Below are 17,856 nucleotides of genomic sequence, written 5' to 3'. Positions count from 1 at the left end.
GACAAAATGCGCGCAGAGTATAGGGGTGGATTAACCCCTATTCAACTATTCGGTAGTGATTTCCGACTGCGCGCTACAACGGGAATTGTTTCAGCGGATGTGAGCAAGCACGCCTTGCAACTCGTCAAGCGAGTTGTAGCGAATAACCAATTGGCCTTTGCCCTTGTTGCCATGGCGGATCTGCACGGCCGAGCCCAGGCGCTCTGCGAGCCGCTGTTCAAGGCGTGCGATATCCGGATCAGGTTTGCTCGGTTCGACCGGATCAGGTTTGTCGCTGAGCCATTGACGAACCAGTGCCTCGGTTTGGCGCACGGTGAGGCCACGTGCGACAACATGACGCGCCCCCTCTTCCTGACGGTGTTCTTCCAGCCCGAGCAGTGCACGGGCATGGCCCATCTCCAGGTCACCATGGGCGAGCATGGTCTTGATCGCATCGGGCAGGGTGATCAGGCGCAGCAGGTTCGCCACGGTCACCCGCGACTTGCCGACGGCATCGGCCACCTGTTGCTGGGTGAGCTCGAACTCTTGCTGCAGGCGCTGCAAGGCCAGCGCCTCTTCCAGCGGGTTGAGGTCTTCGCGCTGGATGTTCTCGATCAGCGCCATGGCTATGGCGGCTTCGTCGGGCACTTCGCGGACCATCGCCGGGATCTTGTCCAGGCCAGCCTGCTGGGTGGCGCGCCAGCGGCGCTCACCGGCGATGATCTCGTAGCGGTTGCCGTCGATCGGGCGCACCACGATCGGTTGCATCACGCCATGGTTGCGAATCGAGTGCGCGAGCTCTTCCAGCGCCTCCGGGTCCATGTCCCGGCGCGGCTGGTACTTGCCACGCTGGATCACATCGACCGGCAGGTGTTGCAGTTCTTTCTGGTCGATCTTCACAGCCTGCTCTTCGAGCGCGCTGACGGAAGGACCACTGAGCAGTGCATCCAACCCACGTCCGAGACCCCGTTTCTTGACGGCCATACGGATTCCTTAAGTTGTTTGTGCAGTGCGGGATTGACGGCGTTGACGGCGTACCAGTTCCCCGGCCAGGGCCAGATAAGCCAGCGCGCCTCGCGATTGCTTGTCGTAGGCCAGGGCCGGCATGCCGAAGCTCGGGGCCTCGGCCAGGCGAATGTTGCGCGGAATGACCGTGTCGTACAGCTGCGGACCAAAGTGCTCCTTCAACTGCGCCGATACGTCGTTGTTCAGGCTCAGGCGCGGATCGTACATGGTCCGCAGCAGGCCCTCGATCTTCAGCTCCGGGTTAAGCCGGGCGGCGATGCGTTTGATGTTATCCACAAGGTCGCTGAGACCTTCCAGTGCGTAGTACTCACACTGCATCGGGATGATCACCCCATCGGAGGCGACCAGGGCATTGAGCGTGAGCATCGACAAAGACGGAGGGCAGTCGATGAGGATGTAGTCGTAGTTCTCGCGGATCGGCGCCAGGGCGTTGCGCAGGCGGCTCTCCTTGACCTGCATTTCCAGCAGCACCACTTCGGCGGCGGTCAGGTCACGGTTGGCTGGCAGCAACTGGAAACCCCCGTGCTCGGAGTAATGCATGGCCTGAGCCAGGTCGCATTCCCCGATCAACAGGTCGTAGACCGAGTGCTCGAGCTCGTGCTTGTCCACACCGCTGCCCATGGTGGCGTTGCCCTGCGGATCGAGGTCGATCAGCAGCACACGACGCTTGGTCGCGGCCAGCGAAGCAGCGAGATTGATACAGGTGGTTGTCTTGCCCACACCACCTTTCTGGTTCGCGATTGCGAATACCTTAGCCATTGTTGCGTGTGTTCCCAGTCATGCCTTGCGGCGCAGTATCAGCAGATGACGCTGGCCCTGGCAACCTGGAACGGTCAGGGCCTGCTCGCTTTCCACTGTGAAGTCTGCGGGCAATGCTACCAGTTCATCGGCAGGATGCAGCCCCTTCATTGCAAGCCATTGCGTCCCGGTGTCGCCAAGGTGGCGGGTCCAGTTGGTGAAGTTCTCCATGCTGCTGAAGGCGCGGGAGATGATTCCGCTGAACGGTTGTGTAGGCTGGAAGGCTTCGACCCGGCTGTGGATAACCGTGAGGTTGTCCAGCTTGAGTTCCATTTTCACCTGGGTCAGGAAACGGGTCTTCTTGCCATTGGCGTCCAGCACCGTCACGCGCTTGTGAGGATGCAGGATAGCCAACGGGATACCGGGCATGCCACCGCCACTTCCGACATCCAGCCAGTTGTCACGCTCGCTGTGGATAAACGGCATGACACTGAGGCTGTCGAGCAGGTGACGCGACACCATCTCGTCGGGGTCGCGCACGGCAGTGAGGTTGTAGGCTTTGTTCCATTTGATCAACAGGGCCAGGTAGCCGAGCAGCTTTTCATGATGCTCGGCGTTCAGCTCGACACCGAGCTGGCGCGCACCTGTGGACAACTCTTCAGCGTGTTGCGGGGTGACCAGGGAACTCAAGCGCTTTGCTCCAATTCGCGGCCAGCGCCGCGTTTTTTCAAGTGAATCAGCAACAAGGAAATCGCTGCCGGGGTCACGCCCGGGATGCGCGAAGCCTGGCCCAGAGTTTCCGGACGGGTCTGGCCCAGCTTGCCCTGGATTTCCTTGGACAGGCCGGAAATCGTCGAGTAATCGATATCCACAGGCAGGCGAGTGTCTTCACTGGCGCGCAGACGTGCGATTTCATCCTGCTGGCGGTCGATGTAACCGGCGTACTTGGTGCGGATCTCGACCTGCTCGGCGACCTGTGGATCGATCGCTTCGCCACCGGTTGCCTCGATCAGCCCGGCGTAGTCGATTTCCGGGCGGGCAAGCAGGTTCAGCAGGCTGTACTCGTGGCTGAGCGGGGTACCGAACTTATCCACAATGGCCTGACCTTGCTCGGTGTTCGGGCGTACCCAGGTCGACTTCAGGCGCTGCTCCTCGCGTTCGATGCCGTCGCGCTTGGCGCAATAGGCAGACCAACGCTGGTCGTCGATCAGGCCGAGCTCGCGGCCCTTTTCGGTCAGGCGCAGATCGGCGTTGTCTTCGCGCAGGATCAGGCGGTACTCGGCACGCGAAGTGAACATGCGGTACGGCTCCTGGGTACCCAGGGTAATCAGGTCGTCGACCAGTACGCCGATGTACGCCTCGTCGCGGCGCGGGCACCAGCTGTCTCGGCCCAGCGCCCGCAGGGCTGCGTTGGTCCCGGCCAGCAAACCCTGAGCGCCGGCTTCTTCGTAACCGGTGGTGCCGTTGATCTGGCCGGCGAAGAACAGGCCGCCGATGACTTTGGTCTCGAGGCTGTACTTGAGGTCACGCGGGTCGAAGTAGTCGTATTCGATGGCATAGCCCGGGCGAACGATGTGGGCGTTCTCCATGCCGCGGATCGACCGTACCAACTCCAGCTGCACGTCGAACGGTAGCGAAGTGGAAATACCGTTGGGGTACAGCTCATGGGTGGTCAGGCCTTCCGGCTCGATGAACACCTGGTGGCTTTCCTTGTCGGCGAAGCGGTGGATCTTGTCCTCGATCGACGGGCAGTAGCGCGGGCCGACACCTTCGATCACACCCGAGTACATCGGCGAACGGTCGAGGTTCGAGGCGATGATCTCGTGGGTGCGCGCATTTGTGTGGGTAATCCAGCAGCTCACCTGGCGCGGGTGCATCTGGGCATTGCCCATGAAGGACATCACAGGAATCGGCGTATCGCCTGGCTGCTCGGTCATCACCGAGAAGTCCACCGAACGGCCGTCGATACGCGGCGGAGTACCGGTTTTCAGGCGGCCGACGCGCAACGGCAATTCACGCATGCGGTGGGCCAGGGCGATCGAAGGTGGATCGCCGGCGCGACCGCCGGAATGGTTTTGCAGACCAATGTGGATAAGGCCGCCGAGGAAGGTACCGGTGGTCAGTACCACCGATTCGGCGAAGAAACGCAGGCCCATCTGGGTCACCACGCCTTTGACCTGGTCCTGCTCGACGATCAGGTCGTCGCAGGACTGCTGGAATATCCACAGGTTCGGCTGGTTTTCCAGGATTTCACGCACCACTGCCTTGTAGATAGCGCGGTCGGCCTGTGCACGGGTGGCGCGTACGGCCGGGCCCTTGCGGTTGTTCAAAACGCGGAACTGGATGCCGCTCTTGTCGGTGGCCAGCGCCATGGCGCCGCCGAGGGCATCGATCTCTTTGACCAGATGGCTTTTGCCAATACCGCCAATGGCGGGGTTGCAGCTCATGTGACCGAGGGTTTCCACGTTATGGGTCAGCAGCAGGGTTTTCACACCCATGCGTGCAGACGCAAGCGCAGCCTCGGTACCGGCATGGCCGCCGCCGATGACGATCACTTCAAAACGGGAAGGGAAATCCACCACGCACCTCGTGCCTGTTTTTGCGAATAGAGAAGGTAAGCGGACAAGTATAGGGACTTCACACCCTTTAAAGAAACCGTCTGAGCAAATTTTGACCAGTCTGTGGATGAGTGGCAGCCAACAGAAATCAAAAAGGAGAAATTTAAAAAAGCTTTGTTTTTATGTTTATTCTTATGCACAAGCTTTTCTGTGGATAAGCTCGTGCAGGCCTTTACCCATGCTGTGTAGAGCAAAATTAAACCCTGTGGCTGGAGTACCATGAGGGCTCTGGATAAGACGATTTAGCCTGTGGATTAAATGGCTTGTTACCCACAGGCGGGTTTGTCCTCAGAAAAAAAGCCTGCTTATCAACGGAGCTGAAGGCGAGTTTTCCACAGGGCTCCTGAGAGAAGATTGGGGTAGGTGAATGAAAAAATGTGAACCTGCACCGGCCTCTTCGCGGGTGAACCCGCTCCCACAGGGTTCTGCACAGCCTTCAGGTGCGGCGCGATTTCCGTAGAAGCTGCGAAATTTGAGGTAAAAAAAAGCCGCTCACGAAGGAGCGGCTCTTGGTTTTGCCTGGCTGTGAATTACTTACCAATGCAGAAGCTGGAGAAAATCCGCCCCAGCAGGTCGTCAGAGCTGAATGCCCCGGTAATCTCCCCCAGGGCCTGCTGCGCCTGGCGCAGGTCTTCCGCCAACAGCTCACCCGCGCCAGCCAAGGTCAGTTGTGCACGGCCATGTTCCAGGTGCTCACTGGCCTGGCGCAGGGCATCCAGATGGCGCCGGCGAGCGCTGAAACCACTCTCGGCCGTCTGTTCATAACCCATGCAGGCTTTCAGGTGGTCACGCAACAACTGCAGCCCTGCATCGTCCCCTTTGGCACTGAGGGTGATCGTTACATGGCCGTCATCGCACTGTTCCAGCGCTACCTGCTCACCACTAAGATCGGCCTTGTTCCGAATCAGCGTCACCTTGGCCGGGTCTGGCCGCTGGTCGAGAAATTCTGGCCACAGGGCGAACGGGTCGCTGGCCTCGGGCGCGGTGGAATCCACCACCAACAACACCCGGTCTGCCTCGCCAATGGCCTTCAGCGCACGTTCCACGCCAATCTTTTCCACATGGTCATCGGTGTCGCGCAAACCGGCAGTATCGACCACGTGCAGCGGCATGCCGTCGATGTGGATATGTTCGCGCAGGATGTCCCGCGTGGTGCCGGCAATATCGGTTACGATGGCCGCTTCCCGCCCAGCCAGCTGGTTCAGCAGGCTCGACTTGCCAGCATTCGGCCGACCGGCGATGACCACGGTCATGCCGTCACGCAGCAAAGCGCCCTGCCCGGCTTCCCGCTGCACTGTGGACAACTCGCCGCGAACGTTATCGAGCATCGAAAGTACATGGCCATCAGCGAGGAAGTCGATTTCTTCCTCGGGGAAGTCGATCGCCGCCTCGACGTAGATGCGCAGGGCTATCAGTGCTTCGGTCAGGCTGTGCACACGCTTGGAGAACTCGCCCTGCAGCGAACGCAGTGCGTTGCGCGCAGCCTGGCTGGAACTGGCTTCGATCAGGTCGGCAATGGCTTCGGCCTGGGCCAGGTCGAGCTTGTCATTGAGGAATGCACGTTCGCTGAACTCACCCGGGCGAGCCAGCCGGCAACCAACCTGTACACAGCGCTGCAGAAGCATATCCAGCACCACCGGGCCACCGTGGCCCTGCAGTTCCAGCACGTCCTCGCCGGTGAACGAATTCGGCCCGGGGAAGAACAGCGCGATCCCTTCGTCCAGCACCAGGCCTTCCTCGTCGCGGAACGGGCCGTAATGGGCGTGGCGCGGGGTAAGCGTACGGCCGGTGATCAACTGGCCGGCCTTGGCAGCCAGAGGGCCGGACAACCTGACAATACCCACACCGCCGCGGCCTTGGGCGGTGGCGATGGCGGCGATGGTTTCACGCACAGTGTTCATGCTCGAAAGCCTCTACGACAAAAACGACAGATAGCAAAAACGCCCCACTAGGGGGCGTTTTTTATTCACAGGCTAGCGCAGTAGCCTGTCAAGCAGCAGCTTTTTTGCTGGCTGCTTCGATGCTGCGGGTGATGTACCACTGCTGTGCGATCGACAGGCAGTTGTTCACAACCCAGTACAGCACCAGACCAGCCGGGAACCACAGGAAGAAGAAGGTGAAGATGATCGGCATCATTTTCATCACCTTGGCCTGCATTGGATCCGGCGGCGTCGGGTTCAGGCGCTGCTGGATGAACATGGTGGCGCCCATGATGATCGGCAGGATGAAGAACGGATCCTTGATCGACAGGTCGGTAATCCACAGCATCCATGGAGCCTGGCGCATTTCCACGCTTTCCAGCAGTACCCAGTACAGGGCCAGGAACACTGGCATCTGCACCAGGATCGGCAGGCAGCCGCCCAGCGGGTTGATCTTCTCCTTCTTGTACAGCTCCATCATCGCCTGGGACATCTTCTGGCGATCGTCACCGAAGCGTTCCTTCAGTGCAGCGAGCTTCGGCGCAACGGCACGCATGCGCGCCATCGAACGGTAGCTGGCAGCCGACAGCGGGAAGAACAGGCCTTTGATCAGCATGGTCAGCACGATGATCGACCAGCCCCAGTTACCCAGCAGGCTGTGGATATGTTGCAGCAGCCAGAAGATCGGCTGGGCGATGAACCACAGGAAGCCATAGTCGACGGTCAGTTCCAGGCCTGGGGACAACTCTTTCAGCTTGGACTGGATTTTCGGGCCGGCGTACAGCATGGCGCTGGTTTCGACCTTGCCGCCAGCAGGCACGCTGATGGCCGGGCCGGTGTAGCCGATGATGTAGTTGCCCTGGCTGTCCTTGCGGGTCTGGACAACGTTGTTGTCCGACTTGGCCGGAATCCAGGCGGTCACGAAGTAGTGCTGCAGCCAGGCAACCCAGCCGCCGGACACATTTTCTTTCAAACTACCTTTGTCGATGTCCTTCATCGAGACCTTTTTGTAAGGCTCGGAAGCAGTCCACAGGGCAGCGCCCAGGTAGGTGGCGGTACCGGTGGCGGTGCTCGAAGACGGATCGGAGCTGGCGTCACGCTTGAGCTGGGCAAACATGTTGCCGCTCCAAGCCTGGCCGCTCTGGTTGTCGATCAGGTAGCTGACGGTCAGGTCATATTCGCCGCGCTTAAAGGTGAAGCGCTTGATGTAGTTGACGCCGTTGTCGCTGAACTTCAGGTCGACCACCAGTTGTTCCTGGCCATCGGCCAGCTGGTAACCCTTCTTGTCGGTAGCGTATAGAGGGCGACCGGCAGGACGGGCATCCGGACCGTTTACGCCGGTCAGGCCGCTTTGTGCCAGGTAGACACGCTCGCCACCGTTGTCGAACAGCTGGAACGGAATGTCCGGGTGATCCTGGCGACGTGGGTATTGTGGCAGGTTCAGCTGGATGATGTCACCGCCAACCGGATCGATAGCCAGCTCCAGGACATCGGTCTTGACCCGGATCAGGTCCTTGCTGACCGCAACCGGTGCCAGTTCGGCTGCGCTGGTTTCGGCGTTGGCGCTTGGCACATCGGCGCTGGCGCCGGCATTACCGGCCGGTACGCCATCCGGCAAACCCGGGGCAACGGTGCTGGCAGCAGTATTCTGAGTCGGCAGGGCAGCCTGGCCGTAGTCCTGGTTCCACTTGAGGACCATGACGTAGGACACGATTGCCAGGGCGACGATCAGGATCGTGCGTTTAATATCCATGATTACTCGGCTATCGAAGAAGTTCGGGAGGAAGGAGCGGGAGGAACGGGATCGAAACCGCCGTCGTTCCACGGATGACAACGCCCCAGGCGACGAACGGCTAGCCACCCACCACGCCAGAGGCCGTGGTTTTCGATGGCTTCATAGGCATAACAGGAGCAACTGGGGAAGAAACGACAGTGGTTGGCCATCAGAGGACTAATGGCGTAACGGTAAAACTGGATCGGAACGAGCGCCAGTTTACGCATCTTGGCTGTCTACCCCTGCGGAATTGGCGGTCACTGCTGGAGTGGGCCGGCTGCGCGCCAGGCGTTTCCAGAGTTTGCCAAAGTGTTGGTGCAATTCCGGGTTTTCTATCTCACCCAATCCCTTGCGCGCGACGATCACAATGTCCAAACCGGCAAGCAAATGCTGGTTCAGGCGAAAGGAATCGCGCATCAAGCGCTTGAGGCGGTTGCGTTGAACGGCGAGCTTGACGCTCTTCTTGCCGATCACCAGGCCGAGGCGTGGGTGATCGAGGCCGTTCTCGCGAGCAAGGATCAGCAGGTTTTTCCCTGGAACCTTGCCGGTTGGGGAGTCGAAGACCGCTTTGAAATGTCGGGGTGTAAGCAGTCGCTTTTCCCGACTGAAGTCCTGACTCACCACCTGTGCCGAAAAATCAAATGGCCAGACGCTTACGGCCTTTGGCACGACGACGCGACAGAACAGCGCGGCCGTTCTTGGTAGCCATACGGGCACGGAAGCCGTGGGTGCGCGCGCGCTTGATGGTGCTTGGTTGGAAAGTACGTTTCATGGCGTGTTACCTGGTTTGTCGACGACGGGCCGGGATGGCCCCCTTTTTAAGAGACCGGCGATTCTAGAGAAAGCAAGCCCGTAGGTCAATTTCCAACCAGACTTTCCATATAGAGCACGTGATGGACGGTGCGTGCCTGCCCTCCCCCAGGGGGTGCTTGATCGGACACACGAATTGGGGACAACATGAAAAAAAAGAAGAGACATATAAAAAGCTTTTCTGAAGAATCTATAAATCTTAAGTGGATAACCTTCTGTGGATAACCTGATTTAGGCCAGAAAATACGGGCTGTACAGAGTTTTACAACTGTGTTCTCAACCGGTGCTGCGCTTGTTTTCTTCGTGGGCAGAAGCTGTGGATTAAAAGGCTACTTACCCACAGGTGAGTTATCAACAGGCCTGACCTCAGGGTTGTGCATAGCGCTCATGACTACTTATCCACAGAGCTTATTCACAGTGCGATGAAGCTGTTTTGGTCGATAAATGGCTGTTTTGTCATGGTTCCTAACGTGTCCACATGTGGATAACTGAACGCTCGACCGGTACAATGGCGGTTTGTTTTTGCCTCATCCGGCTTTCAAACTCAGGGGATATCCGTGTCAGTGGAACTTTGGCAGCAGTGCGTGGAGCTTCTGCGCGATGAACTGCCTGCCCAGCAATTCAACACCTGGATCCGTCCGCTACAGGTCGAAGCCGAAGGCGACGAGTTGCGCGTCTATGCGCCTAACCGTTTCGTTCTCGATTGGGTCAATGAAAAGTACCTTGGTCGTTTGCTCGAGCTGTTGGGCGAAAACGGCAGCGGCATTGCGCCTGCCCTTTCCTTGTTGATCGGCAGCCGTCGCAGCTCTGCGCCACGTGCCGCACCCAACGCGCCAGTAAGTGCTGCGGTGGCCGCCTCGCTGGCCCAGAGCCAGACACCGAAGGCAGTGCCGGCAGCGGTCGAACCCGTCGCCGTCGCGGCGGCCGAGCCTGTGCTTGTCGATGAACTGGCCGAGCCATCCTCGCGTGATAGCTTCGATGCCATGGCCGAACCGGCTTCTGCGTCGGCTGGTAGTGCACGGACCGAACAGCGCACCGTGCAGGTTGAAGGTGCGCTCAAGCACACCAGTTACCTGAACCGCACCTTCACGTTCGATACCTTCGTCGAAGGTAAGTCGAACCAGCTGGCGCGCGCGGCTGCCTGGCAGGTGGCAGACAACCCCAAGCATGGCTATAACCCGCTCTTCCTTTATGGTGGTGTGGGCCTGGGTAAAACCCACCTCATGCATGCTGTGGGTAACCACCTGCTGAAGAAGAACCCGAATGCCAAGGTCGTGTACCTGCATTCGGAGCGCTTCGTCGCGGACATGGTCAAGGCGCTGCAACTCAATGCCATCAACGAATTCAAGCGTTTCTACCGCTCGGTGGATGCGCTGCTGATCGACGACATCCAGTTCTTTGCCCGTAAAGAGCGCTCGCAGGAAGAGTTTTTCCACACCTTCAACGCCCTGCTCGAGGGTGGCCAGCAGGTGATCCTTACCTCTGATCGCTACCCAAAGGAAATCGAAGGCCTGGAAGAGCGCTTGAAGTCGCGCTTTGGTTGGGGTCTGACGGTGGCCGTCGAGCCGCCAGAACTGGAAACCCGCGTGGCTATCCTCATGAAGAAGGCCGACCAAGCCAAGGTCGAACTACCGCATGACGCGGCCTTCTTCATTGCCCAGCGTATCCGCTCCAACGTCCGTGAACTGGAAGGTGCATTGAAGCGGGTGATCGCTCACTCGCACTTCATGGGCCGCGACATCACTATCGAACTGATTCGTGAGTCGCTCAAGGATCTGCTGGCGCTGCAGGACAAGCTGGTTAGTGTGGATAACATTCAGCGTACCGTCGCCGAGTACTACAAGATCAAGATCTCCGATCTGTTGTCCAAGCGTCGTTCGCGTTCCGTGGCGCGTCCACGACAGGTGGCCATGGCCCTGTCCAAGGAACTGACCAACCACAGTCTGCCGGAAATCGGCGACATGTTCGGTGGTCGGGACCATACGACCGTGCTACACGCCTGCCGCAAGATCAACGAACTGAAGGAATCCGACGCGGACATCCGCGAGGACTACAAGAACCTGCTGCGGACGCTGACGACCTGATGGCCGTCTGCGCAGCTAATTGAAGGCAAGGGACTAGACCATGCATTTCACCATTCAACGCGAAGCCCTGTTGAAACCCCTGCAACTGGTCGCCGGTGTCGTCGAGCGCCGCCAGACCTTGCCGGTCCTGTCCAACGTATTGCTGGTCGTGCAAGGCCAGCAACTGTCGTTGACTGGTACCGACCTGGAAGTCGAACTGGTAGGCCGCGTGCAACTGGAAGAGCCGGCCGAGCCTGGCGAAATCACTGTTCCGGCACGCAAGCTGATGGACATTTGCAAAAGCCTGCCGAACGACGCCCTGATCGATATCAAGGTCGACGAGCAGAAACTGTTGGTCAAGGCCGGCCGCAGCCGTTTTACCCTGTCGACCCTGCCAGCCAATGACTTCCCGACAGTGGAAGAAGGCCCGGGCTCGCTGACCTGTAACCTGGAGCAAAGCAAGCTGCGCCGCCTGATCGAGCGGACCAGTTTCGCCATGGCCCAGCAGGATGTGCGCTACTACCTCAACGGCATGCTGCTGGAGGTTTCCCGCAACACCCTGCGAGCTGTGTCCACTGACGGTCACCGTCTGGCGCTGTGCTCCATGAGCGCACCGATCGAGCAGGATGATCGCCACCAGGTCATCGTGCCACGCAAAGGTATCCTTGAACTGGCACGCCTGCTGACCGACCCGGAAGGCATGGTCAGCATCGTTCTGGGCCAGCACCACATTCGCGCCACCACCGGTGAATTCACCTTCACTTCCAAGCTGGTCGACGGTAAGTTCCCGGACTACGAGCGCGTACTGCCCAAGGGCGGTGACAAGCTGGTGGTCGGCGACCGTCAGGCGTTGCGTGAAGCTTTTAGCCGTACTGCGATTCTTTCCAACGAAAAGTACCGCGGTATCCGCCTGCAACTGGCCGCTGGCCAACTGAAGATCCAGGCCAACAACCCTGAGCAGGAAGAAGCTGAAGAAGAAATCAGCGTGGACTACGAAGGTAGCTCACTGGAAATCGGCTTCAACGTCAGCTACCTGCTGGACGTCCTGGGCGTAATGACTACCGAGCAAGTTCGTCTGATCCTGTCCGACTCCAACAGCAGTGCCCTGCTGCAGGAAGCTGGCAATGACGATTCTTCCTACGTTGTCATGCCGATGCGTCTGTAACCCGTAGCAGGCGAAATGTCTCTTCGACGTATCATGGTCACCGCGGTGCGCAATTTGCACCCGGTGACACTCTCACCGTCCCCCCGCATCAACATCCTTTACGGCGCCAACGGCAGCGGCAAAACCAGCGTGCTTGAGGCCGTGCACCTGCTCGGGCTGGCGCGCTCGTTCCGCAGCACCCGCCTGAACCCGGTTATCCAGTATGAACAACCGGCCTGTACCGTGTTCGGTGAAGTGCAATTGGCCGAGGGTGGCAGCAGTAACCTGGGGGTTTCCCGGGAGCGGCAGGGAGAATTCACTATTCGCATCGATGGGCAGAATGCGCGGAGTGCGGCGCAACTGGCTGAGTTGCTACCGCTTCAGCTCATCAATCCGGACAGTTTCCGCTTGTTGGAAGGCGCTCCGAAAATACGCCGCCAGTTTCTAGATTGGGGAGTGTTCCACGTGGAACCTCGTTTTCTGCCAGCCTGGCAACGGCTACAGAAGGCACTGCGGCAGCGGAACTCATGGTTGCGGCATGGTACACTTGACCCAGCTTCGCAAGCCGCCTGGGACCGGGAATTGTGCCTGGCCAGTGCGGAAATAGATGAATACCGTCGCAACTACATCAAGGCCTTGAAGCCCGTCTTCGAGCGAACCCTGAGCGAACTGGTCGAGCTGGACGGGTTGACCCTTAGCTACTACCGAGGCTGGGACAAGGACCGGGAACTGCAAGAAGTACTTGGTTCCTCTCTCCTTCGCGATCAGCAGATGGGCCACACCCAGGCCGGTCCGCAGCGTGCTGATCTGCGTCTTCGTCTGGCTGCCAACAACGCAGCCGACATCCTGTCGCGTGGTCAGCAAAAGCTGGTGGTGTGCGCATTGCGCATTGCCCAAGGCCATCTCGTTAGTCAGGCTCGCCGCGGTCACTGTATTTATCTCGTGGATGACTTGCCGTCCGAACTGGACGACCAGCATCGCCGCGCGCTGTGTCGCTTGCTTGAAGAATTACGCTGCCAGGTGTTCATCACCTGTGTAGATCACGAATTACTGAGGGAAGGCTGGCAGACGGAAACGCCAGTTGCTTTGTTCCACGTGGAACAAGGCCGTATCACCCAGACCCACGACCATCGGGAGTGAATGCATGAGCGAAAATCAAACGTACGACTCCTCCAGCATCAAAGTGCTGAAAGGTTTGGATGCCGTGCGCAAGCGCCCCGGCATGTACATTGGCGACACCGATGATGGTAGCGGCCTGCACCACATGGTCTTCGAGGTGGTCGACAACTCGATCGACGAAGCCCTCGCCGGTCACTGCGATGACATCACCGTCATCATCCACCCGGACGAGTCCATCAGTGTGCGCGACAACGGTCGCGGCATTCCGGTCGACGTGCATAAAGAAGAAGGCGTTTCCGCAGCAGAGGTCATCATGACTGTGCTGCACGCTGGCGGTAAGTTCGACGACAACTCCTACAAGGTATCCGGCGGGCTGCACGGCGTAGGTGTCTCTGTTGTAAACGCCCTGTCAGAAAAACTGGTACTGACCGTTCGCCGTAGCGGCAAAATCTGGGAACAGACCTACGTTCACGGTGTTCCACAGGCGCCGATGGCGGTTGTCGGTGACAGCGAAACCACCGGTACCCACATCCACTTCAAGCCTTCGGCTGAAACCTTCAAGAACATTCACTTCAGCTGGGACATCCTGGCCAAGCGTATCCGAGAGCTGTCGTTCCTCAACTCCGGCGTTGGCATTCTGCTGAAGGATGAACGTAGTGGTAAGGAAGAGTTCTTCAAGTACGAAGGCGGCCTGCGCGCGTTCGTCGAATACCTGAACACCAACAAGACCCCGGTCAACTCCCAGGTATTCCACTTCAACGTCCAGCGTGACGATGGCGTGGGTGTTGAAGTCGCCCTGCAGTGGAACGACAGCTTCAACGAAAACCTGTTGTGTTTCACCAACAACATTCCGCAGCGTGATGGCGGTACTCACTTGGTGGGCTTCCGTTCCTCGTTGACCCGTAGCCTGAACAGCTACATCGAACAGGAAGGCCTGGCCAAGAAGAACAAAGTGGCGACCACTGGCGACGACGCCCGCGAAGGCCTGACCGCGATTATCTCGGTGAAAGTACCGGACCCTAAGTTCAGCTCGCAGACCAAGGACAAGCTGGTCTCCTCGGAGGTGAAAACCGCCGTGGAGCAGGAGATGAACAAGTACTTCGCCGACTTCCTGCTGGAGAACCCGAACGAGGCCAAGGCCGTCGTTGGCAAGATGATCGACGCTGCCCGAGCCCGTGAAGCGGCACGTAAAGCTCGTGAAATGACTCGCCGTAAAGGCGCGCTGGATATTGCCGGCCTGCCAGGAAAACTGGCCGACTGCCAGGAAAAGGACCCTGCCCTTTCCGAACTGTACCTGGTGGAGGGCGACTCCGCGGGTGGCTCGGCGAAGCAAGGCCGCAACCGTCGTACCCAGGCAATCCTGCCGTTGAAGGGTAAAATCCTCAACGTCGAGAAAGCGCGCTTCGACAAGATGATCTCTTCCCAGGAAGTGGGCACGCTGATCACTGCACTGGGCTGCGGTATCGGCCGTGAAGAGTACAACATCGACAAGCTGCGTTATCACAACATCATCATCATGACCGATGCTGACGTTGACGGTTCGCACATCCGTACCCTGCTGCTGACCTTCTTCTTCCGGCAGCTGCCGGAGCTGGTCGAGCGCGGCTACATCTACATTGCCCAGCCACCGCTGTACAAGGTGAAGAAAGGCAAGCAGGAGCAGTACATCAAGGACGACGAGGCCATGGAAGAGTACATGACCCAGTCGGCCCTGGAAGATGCCAGCCTGCACCTGGACGAGTCGGCACCAGCGGTTTCCGGCGTGCAGCTGGAAGCATTGGTGAATGAATTCCGTAGTGTCATGAAGACCCTCAAGCGTCTGTCGCGCTTGTATCCAGAAGAGCTGACCGAGCATTTCATCTACCTGCCGGAGGTGAGCCTGGAACAGCTGGGTGACCACGCTGTGATGCAAGCCTGGCTGGCCCAGTTCCAGGAACGTCTGAACAACAGCCAGAAGTCCGGCCTGGTTTATAAAGCCAGCCTGCGCGAAGACAAAGAACGCAACGTATGGTTGCCAGAAGTGGAGATCACTTCCCATGGCCTGGCCAGCTACGTCACCTTCAACCGGGACTTCTTCGGCAGCAATGACTACCGTACCGTAGTCAACATTGGTGCCAAGCTGTCCAGCTTGTTGGGCGAAGGTGCTTACGTACAGCGCGGTGAGCGACGCAAGGCAATCGTCGAGTTCAAGGAAGGCCTGGATTGGCTGATGAACGAGACCACCAAGCGGCACACCATCCAGCGATACAAAGGGTTGGGTGAGATGAACCCGGACCAGCTGTGGGAAACCACCATGGACCCGACCGTCCGCCGTATGCTCAAGGTCACTATCGAGGATGCGATCGCTGCCGACCAGATCTTCAACACCCTGATGGGTGATGCGGTCGAGCCGCGTCGTGACTTCATCGAAAGCAACGCGCTGTCGGTATCGAACCTGGACTTCTGATTCGCCTAGATCTACAGGCACTAAAAAGCCCGCGAAAGCGGGCTTTTTAGTGCCTGTAGAAAATCAGTAACCGCTGATGACGTTGACGATCACACCACTGGCAATAGCAACCAGCACATAGTCTCCGTTCACATACAACCAGCGGTGATCACGGGGTGGTGCATACAGGTGGCGTGCTTTCCAGTCGGTCACCCAGTAACGGTCGCCACGGTAATGCGGGTCAACCACATGACCGCGATGCCACTGTTGATGCGGAACAGGCATGTCCGGTTGTGGGCGGAAGTTCGGGTCGCGGTAGGCGGGACCGTGGTCATTGTCATGGCGGCCTTGGTGCTGCGGCTGCCCATGCGGTGGGTTGCCCTGGTGCGATGGACCGCCATCATGCCGGTCAGGTGGGCCTGGCTGCGCGAAACTGGCCAAAGGGGCGCTGAGCATGAGCGCGGCGCAGATCACGGTCAGGGTTTTCTTCATTTTGCGGTCCTCTGGATGTTGATGCCTGGCGAGAGCTGACGGGCTGCCAGGTTCGGTTAACTAATCAGACCACAATCATTCCCGCTTAATGTCAGGACAGAGGTAAAGGTCCGGTAAAGGTCTGAGGAGGCGCGGTGGATGGCACCGGCTTTGCCGGTGTTCGCGGGTGAACCCGCTCCCACAGGATGTGTGTTGCCGTCGGGTATACGCGGGCCCTTCTAGACCGCGTTAACCGAACGCCTCAATTCAGGCCAAGCTCCTTCAACCGGCGATATAGGGTTCGCTCGCTCAGGCCAAGGTGACGGGCCAGTTCACTGCGCGAGCCCTTGAACTGTTCCAGTGCCTGCGCCAGCTCACCCAGGTGATTGCGCCGGCCACCAGTCTTGATCGCCCCCGCTGGTCCAATATCCTCCGGCAAATGCTCGGGCCGGATCAGCCCGTCATCGGCAAACAAGCGCGCCCTTTCCAGAATGTTGCGCAGTTCGCGAATGTTGCCCGGGAATGGATGCAACCCAAGCTGCTGCAAGGCATCGTCGCTCAGCCTGGGTGTCGGCTTGCCTGCCATGCGCTGCAGCAGGCTCTGGGCGAGCAAGGGAAGGTCTTCTACCCGCTCGCGCAATGCCGGCAGACGGATCGGGAAGCCGCTGATGCGGTAGTACAGGTCTTCGCGGAAGGTACCGTCCGCGACCATTTGCCTGAGGGGTTTATGGGTTGCCGACACCAGGCGAAAATCCGAATGCACCGTGCGCAGGCTACCCACCGGGCGGAAGCTGCCGGACTCGATCAGGCGCAGCAGCTTCACCTGCATCGCCAGCGGTACCTCCCCAATTTCATCGAGGAACAGGGTGCCGCCATGCGCCGCTTCAGCCAGGCCGATCTTGCGCTGGTTGGCGCCAGTGAACGCACCCTTCTCGTAGCCGAACAACTCGCTCTCGAACAGCGACTCGGTCAGGCCGGTACAGTCGACCACCACCAACGGGCCGTTAGCCCTGGGGCTTCCCATGTGCAGCGCACGGGCGAACAGTTCCTTGCCAGTACCTGACTCACCCTGTAGCAAAACCGGGATCTGCGCCGGTGCCGCACGTTGCAGGCTGGCCAGGGCCGCCTTGAACGCTGGCGCCCGGCCGACCAGCCCCTGTTCCTGAGGCTGCGCCGACGCGAGGGTAATGCTGGTCAGGCGCTCGACAAAGGCCACCACCCTGTCCTGTTCATCCAGGATCGGCCGCAGCTCGACATCCACATGCTCGGGGCCGCGTGGCGTGTGATGAATGTGCAACACCCGCTCCGGAACCTTGCTTTGCCACGCTTTGCGCATCGGGCAATGCTCGCCGGCCTGGTCGCAAGGCACGGCGTAGTGGTGCGAGACCTTGTGGCATTTCTCACCGAGCGGCGCTTGCTCATGGCGACCAAACTGGCGGCGATAGGCAGCGTTGGCCGCCAGGATGTTGTAGTCGGTATCCAGCACGATGGTTGGCAGGGCATCGTGCTCAAGATAGGAAACCAAAGCTAGGATGAGGGGATGGGCTTCAGGCATGACGGCACCGATTGGATGACCGGCGCAGGGTAACAAGGACTGCCAAACACTGCCATTGGCTGACAGTCGACTGCCATCTGCGCTGTCACTGTCATCGGCAACTGAGAGCAACGGGCCGGTTTCATTGGCCCAGGCGCAGGAAAATGCCTGGCATGCATCTTGATAAACCTCCTGGCACTGCCTACGCGCGTACAAGGCTGGGCGGATAAATTGGA

15 protein-coding genes are annotated in these 17,856 nt (G+C 59.2%); 4 read left to right on the top strand and 11 right to left on the bottom strand.

Going from position 1 to position 17,856, the window contains the following annotated elements; translation table 11 throughout:
- Positions 1–90: 90 nt before the first annotated feature.
- The 9 genes from CAF92_RS13015 to rpmH all read right to left on the bottom strand — a co-directional run bounded on the left by CAF92_RS13015 (position 91) and on the right by rpmH (position 8,826).
- Entirely contained in the window at positions 91–963 is an 873-nt protein-coding gene (locus tag CAF92_RS13015; protein WP_085601067.1) for a ParB/RepB/Spo0J family partition protein, read from the bottom strand.
- 9 nt (positions 964–972) lie between these two features.
- Complete coding sequence (locus tag CAF92_RS13010) at positions 973–1,764, bottom strand: ParA family protein (RefSeq protein ID WP_012274913.1); 792 nt, start codon at positions 1,762–1,764, stop codon at positions 973–975.
- An 18-nt stretch (positions 1,765–1,782) separates the two neighbouring features.
- On the bottom strand, positions 1,783–2,433 hold the full coding sequence (gene rsmG, locus CAF92_RS13005; protein WP_046615330.1) for a 16S rRNA (guanine(527)-N(7))-methyltransferase RsmG: 651 nt from the start codon (positions 2,431–2,433) through the stop codon (positions 1,783–1,785).
- Complete coding sequence (gene mnmG, locus CAF92_RS13000; RefSeq protein ID WP_046615329.1) at positions 2,430–4,322, bottom strand: tRNA uridine-5-carboxymethylaminomethyl(34) synthesis enzyme MnmG; 1,893 nt, start codon at positions 4,320–4,322, stop codon at positions 2,430–2,432. The genes rsmG and mnmG overlap by 4 nt, the downstream gene beginning before the upstream one ends.
- A 569-nt stretch (positions 4,323–4,891) precedes the next feature.
- Positions 4,892–6,262: a tRNA uridine-5-carboxymethylaminomethyl(34) synthesis GTPase MnmE gene (mnmE, locus tag CAF92_RS12995; protein WP_085601066.1), complete on the bottom strand. Its 1,371-nt coding sequence runs from the start codon at positions 6,260–6,262 to the stop codon at positions 4,892–4,894.
- A gap of 88 nt (positions 6,263–6,350) precedes the next feature.
- Positions 6,351–8,033, bottom strand: a complete 1,683-nt coding sequence (gene yidC / locus CAF92_RS12990; protein ID WP_085601065.1) for a membrane protein insertase YidC — start codon at positions 8,031–8,033, stop codon at positions 6,351–6,353.
- 2 nt (positions 8,034–8,035) lie between these two features.
- Entirely contained in the window at positions 8,036–8,281 is a 246-nt protein-coding gene (yidD, locus tag CAF92_RS12985; RefSeq protein ID WP_015268406.1) for a membrane protein insertion efficiency factor YidD, read from the bottom strand.
- Positions 8,274–8,678 (bottom strand): ribonuclease P protein component, encoded by a 405-nt coding sequence (gene rnpA / locus CAF92_RS12980; protein ID WP_085601064.1) that lies wholly within the window; start codon positions 8,676–8,678, stop codon positions 8,274–8,276. The genes yidD and rnpA overlap by 8 nt, the downstream gene beginning before the upstream one ends.
- Before the next feature lie 13 nt (positions 8,679–8,691).
- Positions 8,692–8,826, bottom strand: a complete 135-nt coding sequence (rpmH, locus tag CAF92_RS12975) for a 50S ribosomal protein L34 (protein WP_003253163.1) — start codon at positions 8,824–8,826, stop codon at positions 8,692–8,694.
- A gap of 595 nt (positions 8,827–9,421) precedes the next feature.
- Between rpmH and dnaA the strand changes: the two genes are divergently transcribed.
- The 4 genes from dnaA to gyrB are packed head-to-tail and all read left to right on the top strand — an operon-like array spanning position 9,422 to position 15,636.
- Complete coding sequence (dnaA, locus tag CAF92_RS12970; protein WP_046615324.1) at positions 9,422–10,948, top strand: chromosomal replication initiator protein DnaA; 1,527 nt, start codon at positions 9,422–9,424, stop codon at positions 10,946–10,948.
- 40 nt (positions 10,949–10,988) lie between these two features.
- On the top strand, positions 10,989–12,092 hold the full coding sequence (dnaN, locus tag CAF92_RS12965) for a DNA polymerase III subunit beta (protein WP_003260019.1): 1,104 nt from the start codon (positions 10,989–10,991) through the stop codon (positions 12,090–12,092).
- Positions 12,093–12,107: 15 nt separating this feature from the next.
- Positions 12,108–13,211, top strand: coding sequence for a DNA replication/repair protein RecF (recF, locus tag CAF92_RS12960; protein WP_046615323.1), 1,104 nt, complete (start codon positions 12,108–12,110; stop codon positions 13,209–13,211).
- A gap of 4 nt (positions 13,212–13,215) precedes the next feature.
- On the top strand, positions 13,216–15,636 hold the full coding sequence (gene gyrB / locus CAF92_RS12955; RefSeq protein ID WP_046615322.1) for a DNA topoisomerase (ATP-hydrolyzing) subunit B: 2,421 nt from the start codon (positions 13,216–13,218) through the stop codon (positions 15,634–15,636).
- A gap of 63 nt (positions 15,637–15,699) precedes the next feature.
- Here the strand turns inward: gyrB and CAF92_RS12950 are convergent, their stop codons facing one another.
- Complete coding sequence (locus CAF92_RS12950; protein ID WP_085601063.1) at positions 15,700–16,107, bottom strand: RcnB family protein; 408 nt, start codon at positions 16,105–16,107, stop codon at positions 15,700–15,702.
- Between the two features lie 241 nt (positions 16,108–16,348).
- Positions 16,349–17,641, bottom strand: a complete 1,293-nt coding sequence (locus tag CAF92_RS12945; protein WP_085601062.1) for a sigma-54-dependent Fis family transcriptional regulator — start codon at positions 17,639–17,641, stop codon at positions 16,349–16,351.
- Positions 17,642–17,856 lie beyond the last annotated feature (215 nt).

Source organism: Pseudomonas sp. B10(2017) (assembly GCF_002113295.1).
Taxonomy (GTDB): Bacteria; Pseudomonadota; Gammaproteobacteria; order Pseudomonadales; family Pseudomonadaceae; genus Aquipseudomonas; species Aquipseudomonas pudica.
This window is presented reverse-complemented; position numbering and strand designations above follow the sequence as displayed.